The organism is Acidovorax sp. Leaf73 (assembly GCF_916855635.1).
GTDB classification, from domain to species: Bacteria; Pseudomonadota; Gammaproteobacteria; order Burkholderiales; family Burkholderiaceae_C; genus Acidovorax; species Acidovorax facilis.
On the sequence record NZ_CAKASI010000003.1, the window covers coordinates 156,657 to 179,193 of the forward strand.

Below are 22,537 nucleotides of genomic sequence, written 5' to 3' on the forward strand. Positions count from 1 at the left end.
AGTGTGAACAGGGCGCGCTGCCCACAGCGCGGCAGCTCACCAATGCGCTATTAAATACATAGCATAAAATACAATACAGTAAAGCGCCAGCGGCCTATTTGATTCAAAATCTTATCGCCCCGCCTGCCTGCCCGACGCCAGCACCCCGTGGTTCCAAACCCCGCCATGCCCCAGCACCCCTCCCTCCCGTTGTCCGACAACACGCCAGGCCCCAGACCAGCGCCTCACCGCTGGGTCGCACCCACCCTGCTGGGCACAGTGGCGGGATTTCTGCTGTTCAGCGCGTGGATCTTTTCACCGGGCTGGGAGCGCGCATTCCGCTCCGACAACTCGCCCGCATCGTGGCTATCGAGCGCGCTGCTGCTCACGCTGTGCGTCACCGCGCTGCGCCTCACGGCCGAACGCTGTCTGCCCTTGCGGCTGGGTGTGTGGCTGGTGCTGGCCTTCGGCGCGCTGGCGCTGGACGAACAGTTCATGCTGCACGAGCTGTGGAAGTTCCGCTGCCACGAATGGATGGATGCATGCCGCTGGAGCGCCGTGCGCGAGGTGCCGATGCTGGCGGTGCCCTTGGTGGGGTTGGTCACGCTGGCCCGGCTGCACCGGGCACTGAGCCACCGCAGCACCCGCTGCCTGCTGTGGGCAGGGTTTGCCGTGGGGCTAGTGGCCATTGCGGTGGACCAATGGCCCGAGGTGCGGCCGTATTGGCCCTGGTTACCAGAGGTTCCGGAGTTGCTGGCTACGCTGGAAGAAGCGTTGGAGGTGATGGCGGAGGCACTGGTGCTGGGAGCGTTGTTGCGGCAACCGGCGGTCACCAGGACAAGCCAAACGACGGCAGCTGTCTAACCGGAATCTGTATGCGAATTTCCACCTTCCCGTACGCGCATCGGATACTTTGCATGCGAGCGGTTCGTGCCAAGGCAAAGGTCGCTCTGCCACGTTGTCGGCCGCACATAGCTGCATTGCGTACGATTATTTTCAACACAGGAACGTCGATGGCACGTGCTCTTTTCCTATCTATCGCTGCTTTATTTCTCGTAGCAGGGTGCGAAAACGCTGATAGTTTGCGCATTGAGGAAACACGAAGCAAATTAGTCGGTACTTGGCTGAGGGACGATGGTACGGACGGGGAAAAGTCGCTCCGGTTGCTCTATCTAGGCGCCGATGGCAAATTCGTCGACAGCATTTCAATGTCAAATTCAGAGGGCCGCATAGAGCGCACTGAGCTTTCTGGCGAATGGTCTTATGACGGGAAAAGCCTCAAACGCCGATTTCTGCAGGAGAACGGACGTCAATTTTCTGGCGGACGAATGCGGTACGCCACTTTTACGCTCGTCTCTGCGGAAACATCGGAGTTCGTGGTGAACGACAACATCGTTGGCCGCGAAGTCAGATATCGCAGGACTTTCGAGGGAGCGCAAAAATGAGTCGAGGCACCCACACACCTCGCTCAGCCATCAAGTGCACTCCTCATCCACCCAGTGCCCCGCCCGGAACCACTGGCCACCGATATTGAGGTACCAGCGCCATTCAAAGATCGGCTCGAAGCTCATGCCGCCGGGCGAAGGGGTGTCGATGCGCAGGATGTCTGCGATGCCATCGCGGTCCAGGTCGATCTCGTGCACCAGCACGGCAGTGTTCTTGCGCTGGGGCTTGTCCCGGGTGGGCGGGTCGGCGGGCTGCATCCAGCTCGTGGCGTATCGCCGGGTCTTCACCTTCACCGCATCAGGCGGCAGCTTTCCGGGCAGCACCAGGCGGGTCAGCACCTCGGCACTGTCAGACAGCTTGGCATAGCCGCGCACGGGCTGGGCTTCTTCGCCAGGGTCGTTGAACCCACGGCCGGGGTAGTGGCCGCCGCAGTAATGGTCTTCGTTGCTGATGTCCCAATAGCGCTGGCGCACGGTGTGGGCCCCCACCAGGCCCTGGTGGGTGATGGCATAGAGGGTCAGCGCAGGGGCAAAGGCCTGGTCGGCAGAGCCCACGTCCCAGAAGCCGGTGATGTATTCGATTTCAGGCCCATTGTGGCGGTTGAACCGGCCCACGGGCGCCCCGGTAGGAATGACGCTGATGCGGGCGCCCGCCACGGCAGCCAGGCCGTCGGCATCGGTCTCATGCAGCAGGGCCACGCTGGTGTGGCTGCGAAAGTACGACGGGGCAATCGTCGGCAAGGTCGGCTTGGCGGCCAAAGGGGTCACGGCGGGAATGTGGTCCACGGCACGGGTGGCCAGCTTCAGGTCGTCCAGCGGGTTGACGGGGCGGTCCCGGTCGATCTCCTGCTCGGGCCGCAGCACCACGCCAGCGCGCATGAGCTTCTTGGCAGCTTCCCACTCAGCTCGGGTGGGGTACTGCACCGGCATTTCATGTGCGTGGCTCTTGACCAGCGCGGGCAGCTGCAGGGCTGGCGGACGCGGCAGAGCGTTGCCGTAAGCGCGCAGGCGGTTGGGTGACGGCGCAACCCAAAAGGCGCGGGCCGCGTCCTTGCCCGCCTGGGCCAGGGTGAGGGGCTGGTCGGCCAGCAAATTGCAGGCGATGTGAGCCTGGAGCGGCTCTGCCAGCGGGGGACCCAGGCGGGCATCGCCCGCATAGAGCACGGCGCACCAGCCATCGCGCTCGGTGAGCTGTTGCAGCACGGTGTTGGCGGGTACTTGGGCGACGATGCGGGCCTGGGATTGAGCCGACTCGCGCAGGTTGACCCACGAGCCTTGCACATAGCGCTGCTTGGCGGGTGCTACAGCCGGGGCCTGGGCCCACGCGCTGGCGCCCGTCAGCGCGGCAACCGCCGCAGCCGCCATGGCGACCGCTAACGCGGCGGGAACTCGGAAGCGTTGCTGGGCTTTCGATGTCGTGCTCATGTGTGTTGACTCCCTTCGCGATGGGCGTGAGTATCGCCCGCCCGGGAGACCCACTCCGGTCGGGCCCTTCGGCCTGTCTGAAGCACACAGCCCGCGAGCCCACACTCAAGGCAACGACTTCACACCCTCAAAAGCCGCATTCAAGGCAGCCTCAGCCGCCAGCAGCCGCTGCCGCGCTTCGCCCGACCACACGCGGTCTTTGGCCAGGGTGTCCTTGGCAACGGTCGCCATGCGCGTGACCTCCTGCGGCTGCGGCCCGCCTGTGCCGGTGCGTGTGGTCACCATGTCTGCGGGCGACAAAGCGCGGCGGAACGCGGCTTCACCCAGCGGCAGGCGCTGGTCCTTGAGGTCGTATTTCTTGCCCGCTTCGCGGTAGATGCGCACGGCTTCGGCGTACGGAAAGTCTTTCGGCCGGATGTTGCGCTCCTTGGCATACACCACCACATCCGACGCAAAGTGGTGACCCACGCGGAACGGCACGCCATGGCTGCGCTGCAGCGCCTCGGCCAATTCCATCGAGGTGGTCCATTCGGATTCGAGTTCGTCCAACGCGCGTGCGGGGTCGATGCGCAGCGAGTCCAGCACATCGGCAAACTGCTGGAGCATCTCCACGCCCTGCACAAAGGTCTTGGCGCTGGCCGGGCTCCAGGTGTTCTTGTAGTCGATCATGCCGGGCGTGACGTTATGCGCCCGCCACAACGACGCCTGCGCCGAGGCCACCACATCGCTGGCCTTGGCCCGCGTGTTCTGGATGATGCCGGGGTTGGCCTTTTGCGGCATGGCGCTGCTGGTGTAGGTCTTGCCGCTGGCCAGCAGCAGCCAGGGCCGCGTCTGGTGGTACTGGGTGTGCACATCCTGCATGAAGGCCCCCACACGGATGGCGGTGGAGCTGGCGATGGACGTGGCCTCGATGGGAATGTCGTAGGTGCTGATCTGCCCTGCATCCAGCGAATTCACGATGAGCCCATCGAACCCCAGCAACTGCGCCAGGCGCTCGCGGTTGATGCCCCAGCTGGAGTTGGACAGCACCGCCGTGCCCATGGGGCTGAGGTTGATGCGGGCATAGGCCTCGCGAATGCGCACCGAGTCGCGCGCGAACGAATCGGCCCAGGCCATGAGGTAGTGCCCGTAGCTGATGGGCATGGCCTGCACGCCATTGGTGTAGGCGGGCACATAGGTGGCGGTGTGGGCCTGCGCCGTGGTGATGAGCCGTGCGCGCACCTGGTCCAGCGCATCGGCAAAGTCCAGCATCTCCAGACGCAACTGCGCGGCATTCAAGGTGGAATGGATGTCCTGGCGGCTGCGCCCGGTGTGGATCAGCGTTGCCTCCGGGCCCACTGCATCCGTGATAATTTTTTCGACCTGCAGCACGTCGGTGGGGCGCTTGCCACCGGGTGTGGTGGCCTGGGTGATCGACAGCTCAACACCGCGCGCGATGCGACCCGCCTGGGCCTTGGGGATGATGCCCTGCTCGGCATTCACCACCGTCGATGCCATGTTGATGCGACCGAACCAGTAGAACGTGTCTTGCGACTTGGACAGCGCGCTGGTGGCGTCCCCTTTGACCACCCCCTGGATCTTGGCCACCTGCGCCTGGCACTCGGCCGTGGTCTTGCAGGCGGTGTCGAGGGTATCGGCGGCGTTGGCCTGGCCCATGGCGAAGATGGCGGCCACCGGGGCGATGAGGAAACGGGACGGGCGCGAGGTGATCTCGCCCAAGGTGGGGCGCTGCAATGACGGCATGGGTTTTGTCTCCTGAGTTCCTGCGCACTAGCTTGCGCATCTGCGGGAATAAGATTCGTTAGTTGAATGAACCCCGGGCAGGCTTGCGTCCACCCGAAGGCACGCGATCGTTGCACAGCAGTCACCACAGGGCCAATGCTTCTTTTTCAACAAGATTCAAATTTTGAATACCCCATGCCAGACCTGACGCCCTCCGTCCTGTTCAATCGCATCCTGGGCCGTGTGCGCCTTAAGCACCTGCAGTTGGCGATTGCGATTGCCGACCTGCAAAGCCTGCACCGCGCGGCCTCTGCCATTGGCCTGAGCCAGCCCGCAGCGACGCATGCGCTGGCGGAGCTGGAGAGTTCTATGGGCGGCGCCCTCTTTGAAAGGCACGCCAAGGGCATGCGCTTGACCCGCCTGGGTGAGGCGGTTCTGCCACTGCTGCGCGCTTCGCTGGTGCCCCTGCAAGCGGCTGCTGGCAACGCGGCGCTGATGCAGCAAGGGGCAGCGTCCGCGCTGATCCGCATCGGCAGCATCGCGGCGGGCATCAACGGGTTGCTGACGGCCGCCATCCCGGCCTATTGCGCCCTGCACCCCAGCGCCGCCATCGATGTGCACGAAGTCACCATCGACAACCTGCTGGAGAGCATCCAGGAAGGAAGCCTGGACCTGGCGATCTGCCGCGAACCGATCCCACTGCCGCAAGGGTTCGAGTTTCATGCCGCGCTGCCGGATGAATTCGTCATTGCCTGCCGTCCAGGCCACCCGCTGGCTCAACAGACAACCGTCACGGCCGCCGAGCTGCTGTCACAACGCTGGCTGAGCCCGCCACTCACAGGGCTGGGCCCACAACAGGTGGATAGCCTGTTCGACGATTTAGGCGGGGTGCCGGAACTGTGTCGCGTGTCGAGCCGCTCGACGGAAATCATCTACGCCATGCTGGCGGACAGCGACATGCTCGTCTGCGTGCCAGCGAGCCTTGTGCGGCCCTTGGTGCGGCGCAAAAATCTGGCCGTCTTGTCGTGGAAACCCCAGGACGTGGGCCCTCTGGGTGTGTTGGTGAAAGCGGCGGTGTGGGCGGATAGCTCACATCCCTGTCGTGCTTTCATCGAGCATGTGCTCGGTGTGCTTGACGTGTTGACCATCGGCAAAGAGCCCGAGCCTGGCGCGATGTGCCCCGGTTGAACACGGGCAGGCTATTGCACGCCAGGGCACTCACTTTTATTTTGATAGCAAAAAATCCAATATAACAAAGCGATAGAAGGCAATTCACCACCCCAGAAGCCCGACCCCACCACCGCGCCACCTTGTGGCGCCCTCACCATGCCATCGTCTACCCCGTTGAACCTACCCGCCAAGATTTCGATCGCCGCGCTCGCGGTGCTGGGTCTGCTGGGCGGATCGCTGATCGTGGCCCACGCAGGCTTTGCGACATCACCACGGCGCGGCGGGCCGTCCACCTTCGTACCGGCGCCCGAGGCCTACATCCTGTCTGCGGTGATGTATGCGATGTCATTCCTTGCGCTCTGGGTCTTGCTGCGAGACCGCCAAGCATCCAAGGCCACCACCCTGGCGGCAATGGGCGCCTACGGTGTCATGGCCTGGGCCACGGTGCATGTGATAGCCGCCTGGTAGGCCGTCCAATCTGCTCACACAACGGCAGCAGCCAACGGACAGCAAACAGGCAGCGCCCTGGCAGGCTATGCAGCCAGGGCAGGCTCGGCAGCCGCTGGTGCAAGCGGTTGCGCTTCGATCACGCGCGCCAGCAAGGCCCCGCTGTAGTGCGCAGGCAGCGCAATCCACACACGCACGGGGCTGCCCTGGGCTACGTTGACCGGCTGGCCTTCGACATTGCGCATCTCCTGCAGCCGTAAGGTGATATTCCCACTCGGGTGGACCACCTCAATCAGGTCTCCCACCGCAAAGTGGTTCTTCGTCTCCACCTGCACCCAGTCCCCTTGCAAGCCCACATCGGCCTGCCCCTCAGCACCCAACACCTCACCCACATACTGGCTGCGCTGCGTGGCCGAGTGGCCGTTGATGTAGTTCTGGTAATCGTTGCTGGGGCGGCGCTCCAGCAGGCCGCCGGTGTAGCCGCGGTTGGACAGGCCTTCCAGCTCGATCAGCAGCTCGGGGTTGAAGGGGCGGCCCGCCACGGCGTCGTCAATGGCGCGGCGGTAGACCTGGGCAGTGCGGGCCACGTAGTACAGGCTCTTGGTGCGGCCTTCGATCTTGAGCGAGTCCACGCCGATCTGCGCCAGGCGCGCCACGTGCTCCACCGCGCGCAGGTCCTTGCTGTTCATGATGTACGTGCCGTGCTCGTCTTCCATGATGGGCATCATCTGCCCGGGGCGGCCAGCCTCTTCGATCAGGTAGACCTTGTCGGCCTTGGGGTGGCGCTGGCCGTTGCCGGTGGTGGAGAACGACTGCTCGGCCTTTTGCTGCGCGGCCTCGAAGTTGAAGTCGCCTTCCATCTTCTGCGCAATGGCTTCGCCCGTGGTGGGGTCGATGTCGGCGTCGTGCGTGGCGTAGTTCCAGCGGCAGGCGTTGGTGCAGGTGCCCTGGTTGGGGTCGCGGTGGTTGAAGTAGCCGCTGAGCAGGCAGCGGCCCGAATACGCAATGCACAGCGCGCCGTGCACGAACACTTCGAGCTCCATGTCAGGGCATTCTTGGCGGATTTTTTCGATCTCGTCCAGGCTGAGTTCGCGCGACAGGATCACACGCTCTACGCCCATCTTTTGCCAGAACTTCACGGCCGCCCAGTTGGTGGTGTTGGCCTGCACCGAGAGGTGCACCACCTGCTCGGGCCACTTTTCCTTGACCATCATGATCAGGCCCGCGTCGGCCATGATGAGGGCATCGGGCTGGCAGTCGATCACGGGCTCGATGTCGCGCAGGTAGGTACGGATCTTGTCGTTGTGCGCAATCAGGTTGCTGGTCACAAAGAACTTCTTGCCGCGTGCGTGGGCCTCGTCAATGCCTTGCTTGATCTGCTCCAGGCGGAACTCGTTGTTGCGCGCGCGCAGGCTGTAGCGCGGCTGGCCTGCGTACACGGCGTCGGCGCCAAAGTCGTAGGCGGCGCGCATCTTGTCGAGTGAGCCGGCGGGCAGGAGCAGTTCGGGGGCTTTGAGGGTGGTCATGGGGTGGCCCAATCTAAAAATCGTCGGGGGTCGGGTTCAGCGGGGCATCAGGGGCAGGCCCGCGAGCATGCCCACGGCCTGCGCAGGCAGTTCTTCGGCGTCAAAGGCCTTGTCACCATCAGCGTCGGCCACGCCGTTGGGCACCAGGCCCTTGAAGTCGAACTGGCGCGGGTCCATGAAGTGCGATGGCACCAGGTTGCGAAGCGCCACGGCCATGTTCTCGATGCGGCCGGGGTAGAGCTGCTGCCAGTCGCGCAGCATCTGGCCGATCTGCTTGCGCTGCAGGTTTTCTTGGCTGCCACACAGCGTGCACGGGATGATGGGGAAGGCGCGGATGTCGGCCCAGCGGGTCAGGTCGTCTTCGGCCACATAGGCCAGGGGGCGGATGATGAGGTGGTCGCCCCGGTCGCTTTGCACCTTGGGCGGCATGCCCTTGAGCTTGCCGCCGAAGAACATGTTCAGAAAGAAGGTCTGCAGCATGTCGTCACGGTGGTGGCCCAAAGCGATTTTGGTGCAGCCCAGCTCGTCGGCCACGCGGTACAGAATGCCCCGGCGCAGGCGGCTGCACAGGCTGCACATGGTCTTGCCTTCGGGGATGTGCTCTTTGACGACGCTGTAGGTGTCCTGCGTTTCGATGTGAAAGGGCACACCCACCTGGGTCAAATACTCGGGCAGCACATGGGCCGGAAAGCCGGGTTGCTTCTGGTCGAGGTTGACGGCGATCAGCTCAAACTTGTTGCCGTTGCGCTGCTGCAGCATGCGCAGCACGTCGAGCATGCCGTAGCTGTCTTTGCCGCCCGACACGCACACCATGACCTTGTCGCCGTCTTCAATGAGGCCAAAGTCGGTGATGGCCTGGGCCACCTGGCGCACCAGACGCTTTTCGATCTTGAGCGCGGCGTGGGCGGCCGCCTTGGCGGCCACTGCGGCTGCGTCGTCGCCTTCCATGGAGGATTGAGCGGGCGGGGTGGCGGTATCAAGCATGGGGTGGGCAGACCAGAGGGCGGAACGGGGAGGCGCGATGACTGGGGATTGCAAGGGTGCCGCACCAGGCACTGCCCTGCAATGGGCTGCCGCACTGCGCTAGCGTGGCATTTACTATACTTTTTATAGCTGCTAGCGCTTATTAGAAAAGCGCCAGAGGCCAATTTGACTGATATTTCAGGCTTCGGCAGGGTAGAACATCTTGCGCGTAGGAACGCTTTCCACCGCCTTGGCGATGGCGCCGATGTGGTCCGGCGTGGTGCCGCAGCAGCCACCCAGAATGTTGACCAGCCCCTCGGCCGCGAACTCATGCACCAGGCGGCTGGTGATTTCAGGCGTTTCGTCAAAGCCGGTGTCGCTCATGGGGTTGGGCAGGCCGGCGTTGGGGTAGCAGCTGATAAAGGTGTCTTCGGCCACGCGGTTCAGCTCCTGGATGTAGGGGCGCATCAGCGTGGCGCCCAGGGCGCAGTTGAGGCCAATGGCCAGCGGGCGCGAGTGGCGCACGCTGTGCCAGAAGGCCGTGACCGTCTGGCCCGAGAGGATGCGGCCCGAGGCATCGGTGACGGTGCCGCTGATGATGAGCGGCAAGCGCTCGCCGCTGTTTTCAAAGAACTCGTCGATGGCAAACAGCGCTGCCTTGGCATTGAGCGTGTCGAAGATGGTCTCGACCAGCAGCACGTCGGAGCCGCCCTCGACCAGCGCTTCCACCTGCTCGTAGTAAGCGGCGCGCAGCTGCTCGAAGTCCACATTGCGCGCGCCGGGGTCGTTCACGTCGGGGCTGATGCTGGCCGTCTTGGGCGTGGGGCCGAGGGCGCCGGCGACAAAGCGGGGCTTGTCGGGCGTGCTGTATTTGTCACAGGCGGCGCGGGCCAGCTGGGCCGACTTGAGATTCATCTCGCGCGCCAGATCGGCCATCTTGTAGTCCTCCTGCGCCACGGTGGTGGCGCCGAAGGTGTTGGTCTCGATCAGGTCGGCGCCTGCGGCCAGGTAGCGCTCGTGGATGTCGCGGATCACATCGGGCCGGGTGATGCTGAGCAGCTCGTTGTTGCCCTTCACGTCACGCGGGAAGTCCTTGAACCGGTCACCTGCCCCATCCGGGCCGTTGTAGCCTTCGCCCCGGTACTGCGCCTCGCCCAGCTTGAAGCGCTGGATCATGGTGCCCATGGCGCCGTCCAGGATGACGATGCGTTGGGCGAGGATGTCGGGCAGTTGCGCGGCGCGCGTGTAGGCAAGCGTTTTCATCCCCCGATTGTAGAAAGCCCCCCGGGGCTGCCGGTGGCCCAGGGGCTTTCTCACCCACACACGAGCGTGTAGCGTTGCTTGGCCAGCCGCGTGGCGCCCAGGCGGTCATAGAAACGGATGGCGCCCTCGTTCCACACGGGCGTCTGCCACTGCATCGCCTCGCAGCCCAGCATTTGGGCGCGGTGCTGCACAGCGGCCATCATCTCGGCGCCCCGGCCGCAGCCACGCGCTTCAGGCTCCAGGTACAGGCAGTCCAGATGCAGGTAAGAGCGCGCGGCGAGAGTCGAATAGTCCAGCGTGGCGCTGGCATATCCCACTGCCTGCTCACCCCAATAGCCCAGCCAGGCGAACAACCGCCCCGCCTCCAGCCCCTGGGCCAGCCGGTGGGCATGGCCGTCGGCGCTGTACGGGATGCGCTCGTACGCCGCGTGGGCGGCGCACAGGTCGGCCAGCGCGGGCGCGTCAGCGGCGCCTGCGGCGCGCAGGGTCCAGCCGGTGCGATGCGGCGGATGGCTCAGCATGCGCACTCGATGGCGGGGCGGGCCGACGGCATGGCGCCGCGCTCCGGGCCGGTGGCCACAGGCTGGCCGTCGCGGATCCAGAAGTCCAGCCCGCCCAGCATCTCCTTGACCGTGAAGCCCAGCCGCGCCAGCTTGTACGCGCCCCGGGTCGAGCCATTGCAGCCGATGCCGTCGCAATACGTGACGTAGACCTTGCTGCGGTCGAGGTGCGCCGTGCTCTGCTCGTCCATGGTGCGGTGGGGAAAGCTGATGGCGCCCGGCACATGGCCCTGTTCGTAATGCGCCGTGGAGCGGGTGTCGACCACCACGATGGCGTCGATGCCGTTGCGCAGGTCTTCGGCCACGTCCCAGGCATCGGCGTGGTAGCTGAGCTTGGCGGCCATGAAGTCCCGCGACTGCTCGGGGCTGGGCGCGGGGAACGCCAGGACGGCGGAGGCGGGGGCGGAGGCGGGGGCTGCGTGGGTCATGGAAAAGTCCTCTCGTGTGGCTGTGTGGTGTTGCGATGTGAGGAAGTTTCCGACGATTTGGCCTGATTGATAATGCCAATACTTCGTCACAAATAAGACCAACTACCGATGAAACCACGGCTGTTGCTCACGCTGCTGGAGGACGCCCACGGAGGCGGCCGCCGCGAACGCCTGTGCGCGGCGCTGCGCGAGGCCGTGCGCACCGGCCAGGCCGTGCTGGGCGAACGCCTGCCCTCCACCCGCGATCTGGCGCGCGACCTGGGTCTTTCACGGGTCACGGTGGAGGCGGCCTACGCCCAGCTGGAAACCGAGGGCTACCTGCACCGGCATGTCGGCCAGGGCAGCTTCGTGGCCATCGACATGCAGCGTGCCGGGGCGGCGCGGTCCCGGGCGGGCCGGATGGCCCCGGCGGCGGCACTGCCCGCGCTGTCGCGGCGCGGGCAGCGCATGGTCGATACCGGCGGTTGCGCCGAGCCCGACCGCGCCCGCGCGTTCGTGGCGGGCAGCCCAGACCTGCGAGCGTTTCCGGTGGACCTGTGGCGCCAGCTGATGCAGCGCCGCCTGCGCCAGGACGCCGGGCCCCTGCTGTTCTACGGCGACCCCCAAGGCCTGCCCGCACTGCGCGAGGCCATTGCGCGCTACCTCGCGCAGTCGCGCGGCGTGCGTTGCCATGCGGGCCAGGTGCTGGTGCTGACCAGCTCGCAACAGGCCCTGCAGCTGCTGGCCGCGACGCTGCTGGACGAAGGCGATACCGTCTGGATGGAGGACCCGGGCTACGCAGGCGCGCGCACCGCGTTCCACGCCAGCGGGGCCCAGGTGGTGGACATGCCGCTGGACGGCGAAGGCGCCCAGCTGGTGCCCGCCCAGACGCCGCCACGCCTGATCTACCTCACGCCATCGCACCAGTTCCCCACCGGGCGCGCCATGTCCCTGCAGCGCCGCCTGGCCTTCATCGACCACGCACAGGCCACAGGGGCCTGGCTGATCGAGGACGACTACGACAGCGAATTCCTCTACGACCACCAGCCCACGCCCGCCTTGCAGGGCCTCGACGCGCACGGCCGCGTGCTCTACATCGGCACGTTCTCGAAGTCCTTGTTTCCTTCGGTGCGGCTGGCCTACATGGTGCTGCCCGAACCACTGGTAAAGCCCCTGGTGACCGCCCGCACCATCTACGACGGCCACCCCTCGCAGCCCATGCAGGCCGTGGCGGCCGACTTCATGGACCAGGGCCACTTCGCGGCCCACCTGCGGCTGATGCGCCAGCTGTACCGCAGCCGGCGCGACGCCCTGCTGCAGGCGCTGCACACCCACCTGCCCTGGGCCGCGCCCCTGGACAGCCGGGGCGGGCTGCAGATGGCCGTGCGGCTGACCGAGGGCAGCGAGCAGCAGCAAACGCGCCGCGCGCTGGCGCGCGGCATTGCAACCCCCAGCCTCAGCGAGCTCTACCATGCAGCGCCTCCCATCGCGGGATGGCGGCTGGGCTTTGCCGCCATCCCGCCTGAGGTGATCGAAAGCGCTGTCCGCGCGCTGCGCTGACCCCCAACCAGCGGCGCAGGCCCGCAGCGCACAATACGGGCCTTGCATCGCACGGTTCGTAGCACGGGCCCGTACACAAATTTTTGGCTTTATTGGCGTCCAGCGCAGGTGGGTCCAGCGTGGGGCGCTCTCATTTTCAGAGTATTCGCTTGGTGTCTCGCCCGTCTTCCGTGTTGTCCCCTGCCCAGTCTGTCTTGCAGGATGTCTTCGGCTACGAACAGTTCCGCGGCCCGCAGCAAGCCATCGTCGAGCATGTGATTGGCGGCGGCGACGCGCTGGTGCTGATGCCCACGGGCGGAGGCAAGTCGCTGTGCTACCAGGTGCCGGCCATCGTGCGCCAGCAGCAGGGGCGCGGGGTGACCATCGTGATTTCGCCGCTGATCGCGCTGATGCACGACCAGGTGGGCGCGCTGCACGAGGCGGGGGTGGATGCGGCGTTCCTGAACTCGACGCTGAGCTACGACGAGACCCAGGACGTGGAGCTGCGCCTGCAGACCGGCGACCTCACGCTGCTGTATGCCGCGCCCGAGCGGCTGAACACGCCCCGTTTCCTGGGCCTGCTCGACAGCCTGTACAGCGGCGGCCACCTGAGCCTGTTCGCCATCGACGAAGCACACTGCGTCAGCCAGTGGGGCCACGATTTCCGCCCCGAATACCGCGCGCTCACGCTGCTGCACGAGCGTTACCCGCAAGTACCGCGCATTGCGCTCACCGCCACGGCCGATGCGCTCACGCGCGAGGACATCGTCGAGCGGCTGCAGCTGGAGGATGCGCGGCTGTTCATCAGCAGCTTTGACCGGCCCAACATCCGCTACCGCATCGAAGAGAAAAAGGACGCCACCACGCAGCTGCTGCGCTTCATCGAGCGCGAGCATGCGGGCGAGGCGGGCGTGGTGTATTGCCAGTCGCGCAAGCGCGTGGAAGAGCTGGCCGCCACGCTGAGCGACGCGGGCATCACTGCCCTGCCCTACCACGCGGGTCTGGACACGAAAGTGCGTCAGAAGAACCAGGATCGCTTCCTGCGCGAGGAAGGCATCGTGATGGTGGCCACCATCGCGTTCGGCATGGGCATCGACAAGCCTGATGTGCGTTTTGTGGCCCATGTGGACATGCCCAAGAACATCGAAGGCTACTACCAGGAAACGGGCCGCGCGGGTCGCGACGGGCTGAACGCCGATGCCTGGATGGCGTATGGCCTGAACGACGTGGTCAACCAGCGCCGCATGATCGACGAAAGCCCGGCGGGCGAGGAGTTCAAGCAGGCGCTGCGTGGCAAGCTCGATGCACTGCTGGCCCTGGCCGAGGCCACCGACTGCCGCCGCGTGCGGCTGCTGGCGTACTTTGGGGAGCAGTCCACACCCTGCGGCAACTGCGACAACTGCCTGAACCCACCGGCGGTGTGGGACGCCACGGATGCGGCACGCAAGCTGCTCTCCACCATCTACCGCGTGAACCAGGCCAGCGGCATCAGCTTTGGCACGGGGCACATCATGGACATCCTGCGCGGCAAGAAGACCGAGAAGGTCGCGCAGTTCGGGCACGAAAAAATCTCTACCTTCGGCATCGGCGCGGACCTGACCGAGCCCCAGCTGCGCGGCGTGCTGCGCCAGCTGATCGCCACCGGCGCGTTAGGCCTGCAGAAGGTGATGCTGGACAGCGGCCACAGCTTTGACACGCTGTGCCTCACCGAAGGCTCGCGCGCGGTGCTCAAGGGCGAGGTGCCGGTGCAGCTGCGCGAGTCGGTGTCGTCCGCACCGGCCAAACGCACGCGCACCCGCAAGGGCACGGGCAGCGCGCCGCCCGCCGCGGCCGCCAATCTTGGCCCCGATGCGCAGGTGCGTTTCATCAACCTCAAGGCCTGGCGCGCCGAGGTGGCACGCGAGCACAACCTGCCTGCGTATGTGATCTTTCACGATGCCACTTTGGCCGCGATTGCCGAGCGCAACCCCGGCACGCTCGACGACCTGCAGGGCATCAGCGGGATGGGGGCGAAAAAGCTGGAGGCGTACGGGGCGGACGTCCTGCGCGTGGTACGCGCGGGGTAGCCCCGCTGCCGCGCTTTGCTGCCCCGCGATGCGATGTGTGCGGGCCTACGTGAACAGATCCTTCGCGCTCAGGCGGCCGACGCTGCCCGCGCCCGCAGCGCCCGGATGCCTTCCGAAAAACGCCGCAGCGTGGGCGTGCTGTCGCCCGGTGGCACCATCAGCTCGATGAGCTGAAAGCGACCGCGCTCGGCAAACGCGGCATCGAGCGCCGCCTTGAACTGCGCCCGCGTGTGCACCCGGTGGCCGCGCCCGCCCAGCGCATCGGCGGCCTGGGCCAGGTGCCAGTCGCCCAGGGCGGCGCAGCGCGATTCGGTCTGGAAGGCGCGGATCATTTCCCAGGTCTGGTTGTTGAGCACGATGGCGATGGGGTCCAGCCCCAGGCGCGGGCAGTTGCCCAGCTCCCAGCCCGTCATTTGAAAGGCGCCGTCGCCCACCAGGATCAGGCTGCGCTGGCCCGTGGCCACCTGCGCCCCGATGCCGGCCGGCACGCCGAAGCCCATGGAAGCGTAGTAGCCCGGCGCCACCAGCGGGGTGGGCAGCAGCTCCATCGCAGCAAACAGGCAGTCGCCAATGTCCGCGACGATGTTCATGGGGCCGTGCGCGCGGATGCGGTCGTTGAGCGCGCGTGAGAGGTCGGCCGCACACACGGGCGCATCGTCGGCCACCAGGCCTTCGGGCCAACCGGGCGGGGGCGGCAGGGCGCGCGGCGGCTTGGCGCCTGCGGCCGGGGCGCGGGCCAGCAGCGCTTCCACCAGCGCGGCCAGGGGGATGTTCGGGTACAGGTGGTGGCCCACGCGCGCCTCGCGGTGCGCGGCGATGAGCGCGCGGCGGAAGTCCATGCGCTGGGCGCTCACGCCAAAGTTGCTGTCCGACAGGATGGCGCCCAGCATCACGGGCAGATCGGAGTCGTCCAGCAGCGCACTGGTCTCGGGCGCGCCCGCCACGCCCAGGTAGGTGCCGTGGAAGGGCACGCCCTCATCGGCCAGCAGGCCCCGGCCCATGAAGGTGGTGAGCACGGGCAGTTGCAGACGGCGCGCCAGCTCGGCCACGCGGGCTTCCAGGCCAAAGCGGCGCACCTCCACGTCCACCACCAGCACGGGGCGCTGGGCTGCCTGGATGCGGGCCATCCATTCGTCGGCGCACTCGGCCACGGCGGCTTCATTGAAGGGGCTGGGCGGCAGCAGGGGCACCTCGGCCATGGGGTGCAGCGTCATGTCGCGCGGCACCTCGATGAGCACGGGCTGCGAGTACTCGCGGCAGCTGCGCAGGACGCGGGCCAGCTCGGCGGGCGCGGTGGCGGGGTCGGACAGGCGCACCTGGTCGCAGGTGATCTCGCGGAAGATGCGCCATTGCGAATCGACATGGCGCACCTGGTGGTGCAGCACCAGGCCCGAGTGCGCCTCGACCTCGCCGGGGCAGCCGGCCAGCACCACCAGCGGCGAGCGCTCGGCATAGGCCCCCGCCACCGCGTTGACCACGTTGAGCGCGCCCGCGCCGTAGGTGACAGCCACCACGCCCAGGCCGCAGTGCATGCGCGCGGCGGCATCGGCGGCAAAGCCCAGCGAGGGCTGGTGGCTGAGCGTGACCAGGGGCAGGATGCCGCTCTCCTCGATCTGCTTGAACAGGGGGAGGATGAAGTCGCCGGGGATGCCGAAGATTTCGCGCGCGCCGTGGTGCTTGAGCGCGTGCAGTAGTTGAAGGCCGAGGGGGGTCATGGACGTGTTCCTTGCAGGTGGTGCCGTTGTGCGGCGGTGGCGGATGATCCACGCGGGGTGTGCAAGGCGGCTCTGATGCGCATCAAACCCAGCGACTCCTAGCGCGAGTTCGCAGATTCGTTCTGTTTTCGACCTAGAAGCGCAACAAATCTGCGCGAAGCACCGACCAAACCCGGAGCCCCGCCCGCTCAGGCCCGGCGCAGCGTGAAGGAGGGGAACCACGCGGCCAGTTGCTGCTGGTGCGCCGTGGTCAGCGCCCAGGCCGGTGCGCCAGGTGCGCGGCATTCCTGCAGCGCCCAGCGGCGCACGCCGCGCGCGGCCAGGGCCTGGGCCAGGTCCAGCAACTCATCCACACCAAACAGGCCCGCGTGCCAGGTGGTGCGGCATTCGTGGTCGGTGCCATGAGCCAGAAGCACCTCCAGCCCGGCCCAGGCGCGCGCACCGCTGCCGGGCGTGTCGGTGATGGCGTTGTAGCGCTGCGGCAGGGCCTTGATGTCCAGACCCACCCAATCGAGTTGCGGCAGCAGTGCCGCCAGCCGCTCGGGGTACATGCCGCCGGTGTGCAGGGCGGTCTGCAGGCCCAGGCTGCGCACTGCGTTCAGCGCCGCGCCCAGGCCCGCCTGCAGCGTGGGCTCGCCGCCCGAGAAAACCACGCCGTCCAGCAGGCCACGTCGGCTTTCCAGAAACGCCAGCGCCTGCGCCCAGGGCAGCGCCCCCGCAGCAGTGGCGTCCAGCAGCTCGGGGTTGTGGCAATAGCCGCAGCGCCAGGGGCAGCCCTGGCAATACAAAACGGCCGCGAGGCGGCCGGGGAAATCGATGGTGGTGAGCGGTGTCATGCCGCCCAGCCGCAGCGCCGGGGCTGGCGGCGCCTCAGCAGGCGTTGCTTCCACCACGCGTCTGCTCTGAAAAGAAACGGCGCTCGGCGTGCTCGCCCTGCTTGCCCGTGTTGAAGCTGGCCACGGGGCGGTGGTAGCCCATCACGCGGGTCCAGACCTCGCAGGGCTGGCGCTCGTCGTCGGTGAGCTGCACGGCGGCGGCGCTGGAGATGGCGGTGTGTTCGGTAGCGGAGAAATGGCTCATGCCGAGGTCCTTTCGGGGGGTGGAGGAAATGGTTTGCTTCTTTTTTGATAGCTACTTGCGCTTGACTATCAAGCGCCAGGGCCACTTTTCGCTCGAAATCTAGGCGGCCAGACGCCGCCGCTTGGCGTCCAGCCGCTCTTCGTCGCAGCGCGGGCAGAACGGGTGTTCGCCCGCCAGGTAGCCGTGCGTGGGGCAGATGGAGAACGTGGGCGTGACGGTGATGTAGGGCAGGCGGAAGTTCGTCAGCGCGCGCCGCACCAGCTCGCGGCAGGCCACGCCGCTGGAAACGCGCTCGCCCATGTACAGGTGCAGCACGGTGCCGCCGGTGTATTTGCCCTGCAGTGCCTCCTGCCGCATCAGCGCCTCGAACGGGTCGTCGGTGAAGCCCACGGGCAGCTGCGACGAGTTGGTGTAGTAAGGCTGCTCGGATGTGCCCGCCTGCAGGATGGCGGGCCAGCGCTTCTTGTCTTCCTTGGCGAAGCGGTAGGTGGTGCCTTCGGCGGGCGTGGCCTCCAGGTTGTAGAGATGGCCGGTTTCTTCCTGGAAGGCGGTCATGCGCTCGCGCACGTGGTCGAGCAGGCGCACGGCAAATGCATGGCCCCATTCGCTGGTGATGTCGTGCTGGTCCGCCGTGAAGTTGCGCACCATCTCGTTGATGCCGTTCACGCCCAGCGTGGAAAAGTGGTTGCGCAAAGTGCCCAGGTAGCGCTTGGTGTAGGGGAACAGACCCTGGTCCATCAGCCGCTGAATCAGCTTGCGCTTGGTCTCCAGGCTTTGTTTGCCCAGCTCCAGGAGGCGGTCGAGCGCGGCTAGCAGGCCCGCTTCATCACCCGCATGCAGGTAGCCCAGCCGCGCGCAGTTGATCGTCACCACGCCCAGGCTGCCGGTCTGCTCGGCGCTGCCGAACAGGCCGTTGCCACGCTTGAGCAATTCACGCAAATCCAGCTGCAGGCGGCAGCACATGGAGCGCACCATGTTCGGCTCCAGCTCGGAGTTGATGAAGTTCTGGAAGTACGGCAGACCGTACTTGGCTGTCATATCGAACAGCCGCTCTGCGTTCTCGCTCTCCCAGGGGAAGTCCTTGGTGATGTTGTAGGTGGGGATGGGGAAGGTGAACACCCGGCCCTTGGCGTCGCCCGTGGTCATCACATCGATATAGGCGCGGTTGATGAGGTCCATCTCGGCCTGCAGGTCGCCGTACGCAAAGTGCATCTCTTTGCCAGCGATCACGGGCACCTGCTCGCGCAGGTCTTCGGGGCAGGTCCAGTCAAACGTTAGGTTGGTGAACGGCGTCTGCGTGCCCCAGCGCGAGGGCACGTTGAGGTTGTAGACCAGCTCCTGGATGCACTGGCGCACAGCGGCGTAATCCATGGCATCGATGCGCACGAAAGGCGCCATGTAGGTGTCGAATGACGAGAACGCCTGCGCGCCCGCCCACTCGTTCTGCAGCGTGCCCAGGAAGTTCACGATCTGCCCCACGGCCGAACTCATGTGCTTGGGCGGCCCCGCCTCCACCTTGCCCGGCACGCCGTTGAGCCCCTCGTGCAGCAGCGTGCGCAGCGACCAGCCCGCGCAGTAGCCGCTGAGCATGTCGAGGTCGTGGATGTGCAGGTCGCCGCTCCTGTGCGCCTCGCCGATCTCGGGCGTGTAGACGTGCGACAACCAGTAGTTGGCCGTGACCTTGCCCGCCACGTTCAGGATCAACCCGCCCAGCGAATAGCCCTGGTTGGCGTTGGCGTTCACGCGCCAGTCGGCGCGCGTGAGGTATTCGTTGATGGAGCTTTCCACATCCACCAGCGTCTGCCGGTCGGCGCGCAGCGTGGCGTGCTGCTCACGGTAGACGATGTAGGCACGCGCCGTGGCCAGGTGGTTGGCGGCGATCAGCGTCTGCTCGGCCACGTCCTGGATCTGCTCGATGGTGGGGGCCTCGCCCTGGAAGCGGTGGATAAGCACCTTGGTGACCTGGGCGGTGAGCAACGCTGCTTCGGCGGCGCCGTATTCACCCGAGGCCTGCCCGGCGCTGGCCAGCGCGGCGCGGATGCGTTCGGCATCAAACGGAACGCGCTGGCCGCTGCGCAAAACGACTTCGCGGGGCAAGGTGGCAAGGGTGGACGCCATGGGTTCGACCAATCTGTGGAACGGGTTAAAAACACTACCTATGGTGTCCACGATACCCATCAAACACTATAGGTAGTTTGATTCAACACAATCGGGGCTGTAAGCAGGGGTAAAAAAATGCCGGCACAGGGGCCGGCGGAAAGGAAGGTGCCGTCAGGCCCTACCGATGGATCAGAGGTGCATGCGCAGGCATGCAGTGGGGTGCAGGAGGGTGCTGCTCAATGGCAGGCGGTGGCTTCTTCCTCCTCGATGCGCGGATAGAAGTCATGGTCCTCGCGCTGCATGCGCTCGAACACACGGCGCAGCACCACGTTGGCCTCGTTGCGAAAGCCCTGGGCATCGCGGCGCACGCCCTCGGCGGTGTTCCAGCGGCGCGCAAACGCGTCGTAGGCGCTGGCAATCGATGCCATCTCGCTTTGGTACTGGCGGCCCAGGCGCGCCAGTTCGGCGTTGCCGCCGCGCTGCAGTGCGGGGTACAGCACCTGGTCTTCCACGGCCAGGTGCAGCTTGATGGTGCCGCTCATGGCCACGATGCCCTGCGCGATGGCGCTGGCATTGGCCTCCACGCCCGCCTGGGCCAGGGCGCGCAAGGTGGCGATGCTGCGCAGAATGTCAGTGTGCTGGTGTTTGAATTTGTCGAGGTTCATGGTCAGTCCTTGTGGGCAAATGGTGTGTGAGCGCGGTGGCCGCTTGTGGCAGCCGCCGCGCACAGTGCATTTCAGCGACGGGCCTGTGCCAGGTAGGGGCCCGCTTGCGCCGGGGCGCGCGAGCCGAACAGCCCGCTCACCACCTGCCAGGCCATGGCCAGCGCGCCGACAATGAAGACCACGTCGCCAAAGGTGCGCACCCAGCGCAGGGTCTGCATGAAGGGCTGCTGCATGAAGGCTTCGCCCCGGGCGTACCACAGGCCTTCGCTCACGCTGGCGTGGAACTGGAACAGTCCGATGGGCAGCAGGCTGGTGGCAATCATCAGCACCAGGCCCGCGTTGAGCCACCAGAAGCCCGTCTTCATGAGCAGCTCGCTGAACACCAATTGCGGGCGGATGTAGCGCAGCACCAGCAGCGTGAAACCCAGCGCCAGGAAGCCATACACACCGAACAGCGCAGCGTGGGCATGCACCGGCGTGGTGTTGAGTCCCTGCAGGTAATACAGCGCAATCGGCGGGTTGATCATGAAGCCGAAGACGCCCGCGCCCAGCATGTTCCAGAAGGCCACGGCCACGAAGCACATGAGGGGCCACTTGAGGTTGGCCATCCACTTCGCGCGGTGCTGCAGGCGCCAGTGTTCCCAGGCCTCATGGCCCAGCACCACCAGGGGCACCACTTCCAGCGCGCTGAACGATGCGCCCACGGCCATCACCGGCGTGGTGGTGCCGCTGAAGTACAGGTGGTGGAAAGTGCCGGGCACGCCGCCCAGCATGAAGAGCGAGGCCGAGGCCAGGCTGGCGGCCGTGGCCATGCGTGGCGACACGAGGCCGAGCGTCGAGAAGATGAAGGCCAGCGCCGTGGTGGCGAACACTTCAAAGAAGCCCTCGACCCACAGGTGCACCACCCACCAGCGCCAGTACTCCATCACCGATAGGTGGGTACGCTCGCCGTAGAAGAAGCCCGCACCGTAGAACAGGCCGATGGCCACCACCGACGCTGTCAGCAGCGCCAGCAGGTTCTTGTCGCCGCCGGGGGTGCGCAGCGCCGGCACGATGCCGCGCAGCATGAGCACCAGCCAGAAGGCGATGCCGGTGAACTTGCCGATCTGCCACAGGCGGCCCAGGTCCACGTATTCATAGCCCTGGTGGCCCAGCCAGAAGTTCCACTCGGGCGGCATGATCTGCGCGATGGCCAGGTAGTTGCCGACGAACGAGCCCACCACCACCACGACCAGCGCCCAGAACAGGATGTCCACACCGAGCTTCTGCCAGGCCGGGTCCTTGCCGCCGTTGATGAGCGGCGCGAGGAACAGGCCCGCCGCCAGGAAGCCCGTGGCGATCCAGAACAGCGCGCTCTGGATGTGCCAGGTGCGCACCAGCGAATAGGGGAACCACTGCGACACGTTGATGCCGTAGAACTGCTGGCCTTCCACCGTGTAGTGGGCCGTGAAGCCACCCAGCAGCACCTGGAAGCTGAACAGCGCCACGATGAGGAACAAATACTTGCCCAGCCCGCGCTGCGACGGCGTGAGCGGCACGCGCGAGAGTGGGTCGTGCTGGGGTGGCGTGGGTTCCACCTCGTCGTGCTTGCGCAGGAAGGACCAGCCCCACACGAGGAAGCCCACGCCCGCCATCATCACGACCACGCTCATCACCGACCAGACCATGTTCTCGGCCGTGGGCTTGTTGCCGATCAGCGGCTCGTGGGGCCAGTTGTTGGTGTACGTCGCCGTGGTGCCAGGGCGCTCGGTGGCGGCGGCCCAGGCCGTCCAGAAGAAGAAACCCGTCATCTGCGCGCGCCGCTCGGCGCTGGGCAGGGTGTTCTCCTTCATGGCGAAGTGCTCGCGGGTCTTGTGCAGCGCGGGCACGTCGCTGAAAAGCTGGTCGTAGTACAGCGCGGTCATCGCGATCGCGTCGGCCCGTACCGAGGACACCGTGGCCACGCCCGTCTCGGGGTTGTAGGTGTTGGTGCGGTACTCGGTCTTCATGCGGTCGCGCAGCACGGCCTGGGCGGCGGCGTCGAGCTCGGCAAAGGGCTTGCCATGCGCACGCTCGGCGGCGACGTCAAGCCAGTTGAGCAGCTCGCGGTGCAGCCAGTCGGCCGTCCAGTCGGGCGCCTGGTAGGCGCCGTGGCCCCAGATGGAACCCAGCTGCATGCCGCCCACCGACTGCCAGGCGGTCTGTCCGTCGAGGATGCTGTCGTGGGTGTAGAGAACTTCGCCCCCTGCAGTGGCGATCTTCGCGGGGATGGGCGGCGCGGTGCGGTAGACCTCGGCGCCGTAGTAGCCCAGCAGGCTGAAGGTGACGATGAGCACGCCGATCAGCGTGAACCAGAGCTTGCGGTAGTTACCCATGGCGGGCCTCCTGCTTCAACAGAACAACAACGAAGGGGCAGCGCCAGCGTGCGCTGGCGGCGTGGGGTCGGGGTCTTGTGGTCATGGCTTTTTGGAACGAGTGAATCGGTG

General features: G+C 66.2%; 19 protein-coding genes. 6 read left to right on the forward strand and 13 right to left on the reverse strand.

Annotated elements, in window-relative coordinates:
• The first annotated feature begins 165 nt into the window (after positions 1-165).
• Both LPA35_RS10505 and LPA35_RS10510 read left to right on the forward strand, forming a co-directional pair.
• Positions 166-843: a hypothetical protein gene (locus LPA35_RS10505; protein ID WP_228896938.1), complete on the forward strand. Its 678-nt coding sequence runs from the start codon at positions 166-168 to the stop codon at positions 841-843.
• Between the two features lie 11 nt (positions 844-854).
• Positions 855-1,424 (forward strand): hypothetical protein, encoded by a 570-nt coding sequence (locus tag LPA35_RS10510; RefSeq protein ID WP_228896939.1) that lies wholly within the window; start codon positions 855-857, stop codon positions 1,422-1,424.
• Positions 1,425-1,454: 30 nt separating this feature from the next.
• Here the strand turns inward: LPA35_RS10510 and LPA35_RS10515 are convergent, their stop codons facing one another.
• Both LPA35_RS10515 and LPA35_RS10520 read right to left on the reverse strand, forming a co-directional pair.
• Complete coding sequence (locus tag LPA35_RS10515) at positions 1,455-2,849, reverse strand: SH3 domain-containing protein (RefSeq protein ID WP_228896940.1); 1,395 nt, start codon at positions 2,847-2,849, stop codon at positions 1,455-1,457.
• A 105-nt stretch (positions 2,850-2,954) separates the two neighbouring features.
• A complete protein-coding gene (locus LPA35_RS10520; RefSeq protein WP_228896941.1) occupies positions 2,955-4,592 on the reverse strand; it encodes an argininosuccinate lyase in 1,638 nt (545 codons plus the stop codon).
• A 174-nt stretch (positions 4,593-4,766) separates the two neighbouring features.
• On the opposite strand from LPA35_RS10520, the gene LPA35_RS10525 reads away from it, so the two are divergent.
• Positions 4,767-5,759: a LysR family transcriptional regulator gene (locus LPA35_RS10525; RefSeq protein ID WP_228896942.1), complete on the forward strand. Its 993-nt coding sequence runs from the start codon at positions 4,767-4,769 to the stop codon at positions 5,757-5,759.
• Positions 5,760-5,897: 138 nt separating this feature from the next.
• Complete coding sequence (locus tag LPA35_RS10530; RefSeq protein ID WP_147433285.1) at positions 5,898-6,209, forward strand: hypothetical protein; 312 nt, start codon at positions 5,898-5,900, stop codon at positions 6,207-6,209.
• Positions 6,210-6,274: 65 nt separating this feature from the next.
• Here LPA35_RS10530 and yegQ read toward each other — a convergent pair whose 3' ends face one another.
• The 5 genes from yegQ to LPA35_RS10555 all read right to left on the reverse strand — a co-directional run bounded on the left by yegQ (position 6,275) and on the right by LPA35_RS10555 (position 10,928).
• A complete protein-coding gene (gene yegQ / locus LPA35_RS10535) occupies positions 6,275-7,714 on the reverse strand; it encodes a tRNA 5-hydroxyuridine modification protein YegQ (protein WP_228896943.1) in 1,440 nt (479 codons plus the stop codon).
• Positions 7,715-7,750: 36 nt separating this feature from the next.
• Entirely contained in the window at positions 7,751-8,662 is a 912-nt protein-coding gene (gene ttcA / locus LPA35_RS10540; RefSeq protein ID WP_228897288.1) for a tRNA 2-thiocytidine(32) synthetase TtcA, read from the reverse strand.
• 213 nt (positions 8,663-8,875) lie between these two features.
• Positions 8,876-9,940 (reverse strand): homocysteine S-methyltransferase family protein, encoded by a 1,065-nt coding sequence (locus LPA35_RS10545; protein ID WP_228896944.1) that lies wholly within the window; start codon positions 9,938-9,940, stop codon positions 8,876-8,878.
• Between the two features lie 50 nt (positions 9,941-9,990).
• Entirely contained in the window at positions 9,991-10,461 is a 471-nt protein-coding gene (locus tag LPA35_RS10550; protein ID WP_228896945.1) for a GNAT family N-acetyltransferase, read from the reverse strand.
• Positions 10,455-10,928: a rhodanese-like domain-containing protein gene (locus LPA35_RS10555; protein WP_121421860.1), complete on the reverse strand. Its 474-nt coding sequence runs from the start codon at positions 10,926-10,928 to the stop codon at positions 10,455-10,457. The genes LPA35_RS10550 and LPA35_RS10555 overlap by 7 nt, the downstream gene beginning before the upstream one ends.
• A 108-nt stretch (positions 10,929-11,036) precedes the next feature.
• On the opposite strand from LPA35_RS10555, the gene LPA35_RS10560 reads away from it, so the two are divergent.
• Together LPA35_RS10560 and recQ are read left to right on the forward strand one after the other, a co-directional pair.
• Positions 11,037-12,467: a PLP-dependent aminotransferase family protein gene (locus tag LPA35_RS10560; RefSeq protein ID WP_228896946.1), complete on the forward strand. Its 1,431-nt coding sequence runs from the start codon at positions 11,037-11,039 to the stop codon at positions 12,465-12,467.
• Between the two features lie 173 nt (positions 12,468-12,640).
• On the forward strand, positions 12,641-14,512 hold the full coding sequence (gene recQ, locus LPA35_RS10565) for a DNA helicase RecQ (RefSeq protein WP_228897289.1): 1,872 nt from the start codon (positions 12,641-12,643) through the stop codon (positions 14,510-14,512).
• A 68-nt stretch (positions 14,513-14,580) separates the two neighbouring features.
• On the opposite strand, the gene ipdC is transcribed toward recQ, so the two are convergent.
• The 6 genes from ipdC to LPA35_RS10595 all read right to left on the reverse strand — a co-directional run bounded on the left by ipdC (position 14,581) and on the right by LPA35_RS10595 (position 22,426).
• Complete coding sequence (gene ipdC / locus LPA35_RS10570) at positions 14,581-16,227, reverse strand: indolepyruvate/phenylpyruvate decarboxylase (RefSeq protein ID WP_228896947.1); 1,647 nt, start codon at positions 16,225-16,227, stop codon at positions 14,581-14,583.
• Positions 16,228-16,415: 188 nt separating this feature from the next.
• Positions 16,416-17,063 (reverse strand): anaerobic ribonucleoside-triphosphate reductase activating protein, encoded by a 648-nt coding sequence (locus tag LPA35_RS10575; RefSeq protein ID WP_228897290.1) that lies wholly within the window; start codon positions 17,061-17,063, stop codon positions 16,416-16,418.
• Positions 17,064-17,097: 34 nt separating this feature from the next.
• On the reverse strand, positions 17,098-17,307 hold the full coding sequence (nrdD, locus tag LPA35_RS10580) for an anaerobic ribonucleoside-triphosphate reductase (RefSeq protein ID WP_218301327.1): 210 nt from the start codon (positions 17,305-17,307) through the stop codon (positions 17,098-17,100).
• Positions 17,308-17,406: 99 nt separating this feature from the next.
• Positions 17,407-19,425, reverse strand: coding sequence for a ribonucleoside triphosphate reductase (locus tag LPA35_RS10585; protein ID WP_228896948.1), 2,019 nt, complete (start codon positions 19,423-19,425; stop codon positions 17,407-17,409).
• Between the two features lie 218 nt (positions 19,426-19,643).
• Positions 19,644-20,072 carry a hemerythrin domain-containing protein gene (locus LPA35_RS10590; protein WP_055402463.1) on the reverse strand — a complete coding sequence of 143 codons (429 nt, stop codon included), beginning with the start codon at positions 20,070-20,072 and terminating at the stop codon, positions 19,644-19,646.
• Positions 20,073-20,143: 71 nt separating this feature from the next.
• Positions 20,144-22,426 carry a nitric-oxide reductase large subunit gene (locus LPA35_RS10595; RefSeq protein ID WP_228896949.1) on the reverse strand — a complete coding sequence of 761 codons (2,283 nt, stop codon included), beginning with the start codon at positions 22,424-22,426 and terminating at the stop codon, positions 20,144-20,146.
• Between the last annotated feature and the right edge of the window lie 111 nt (positions 22,427-22,537).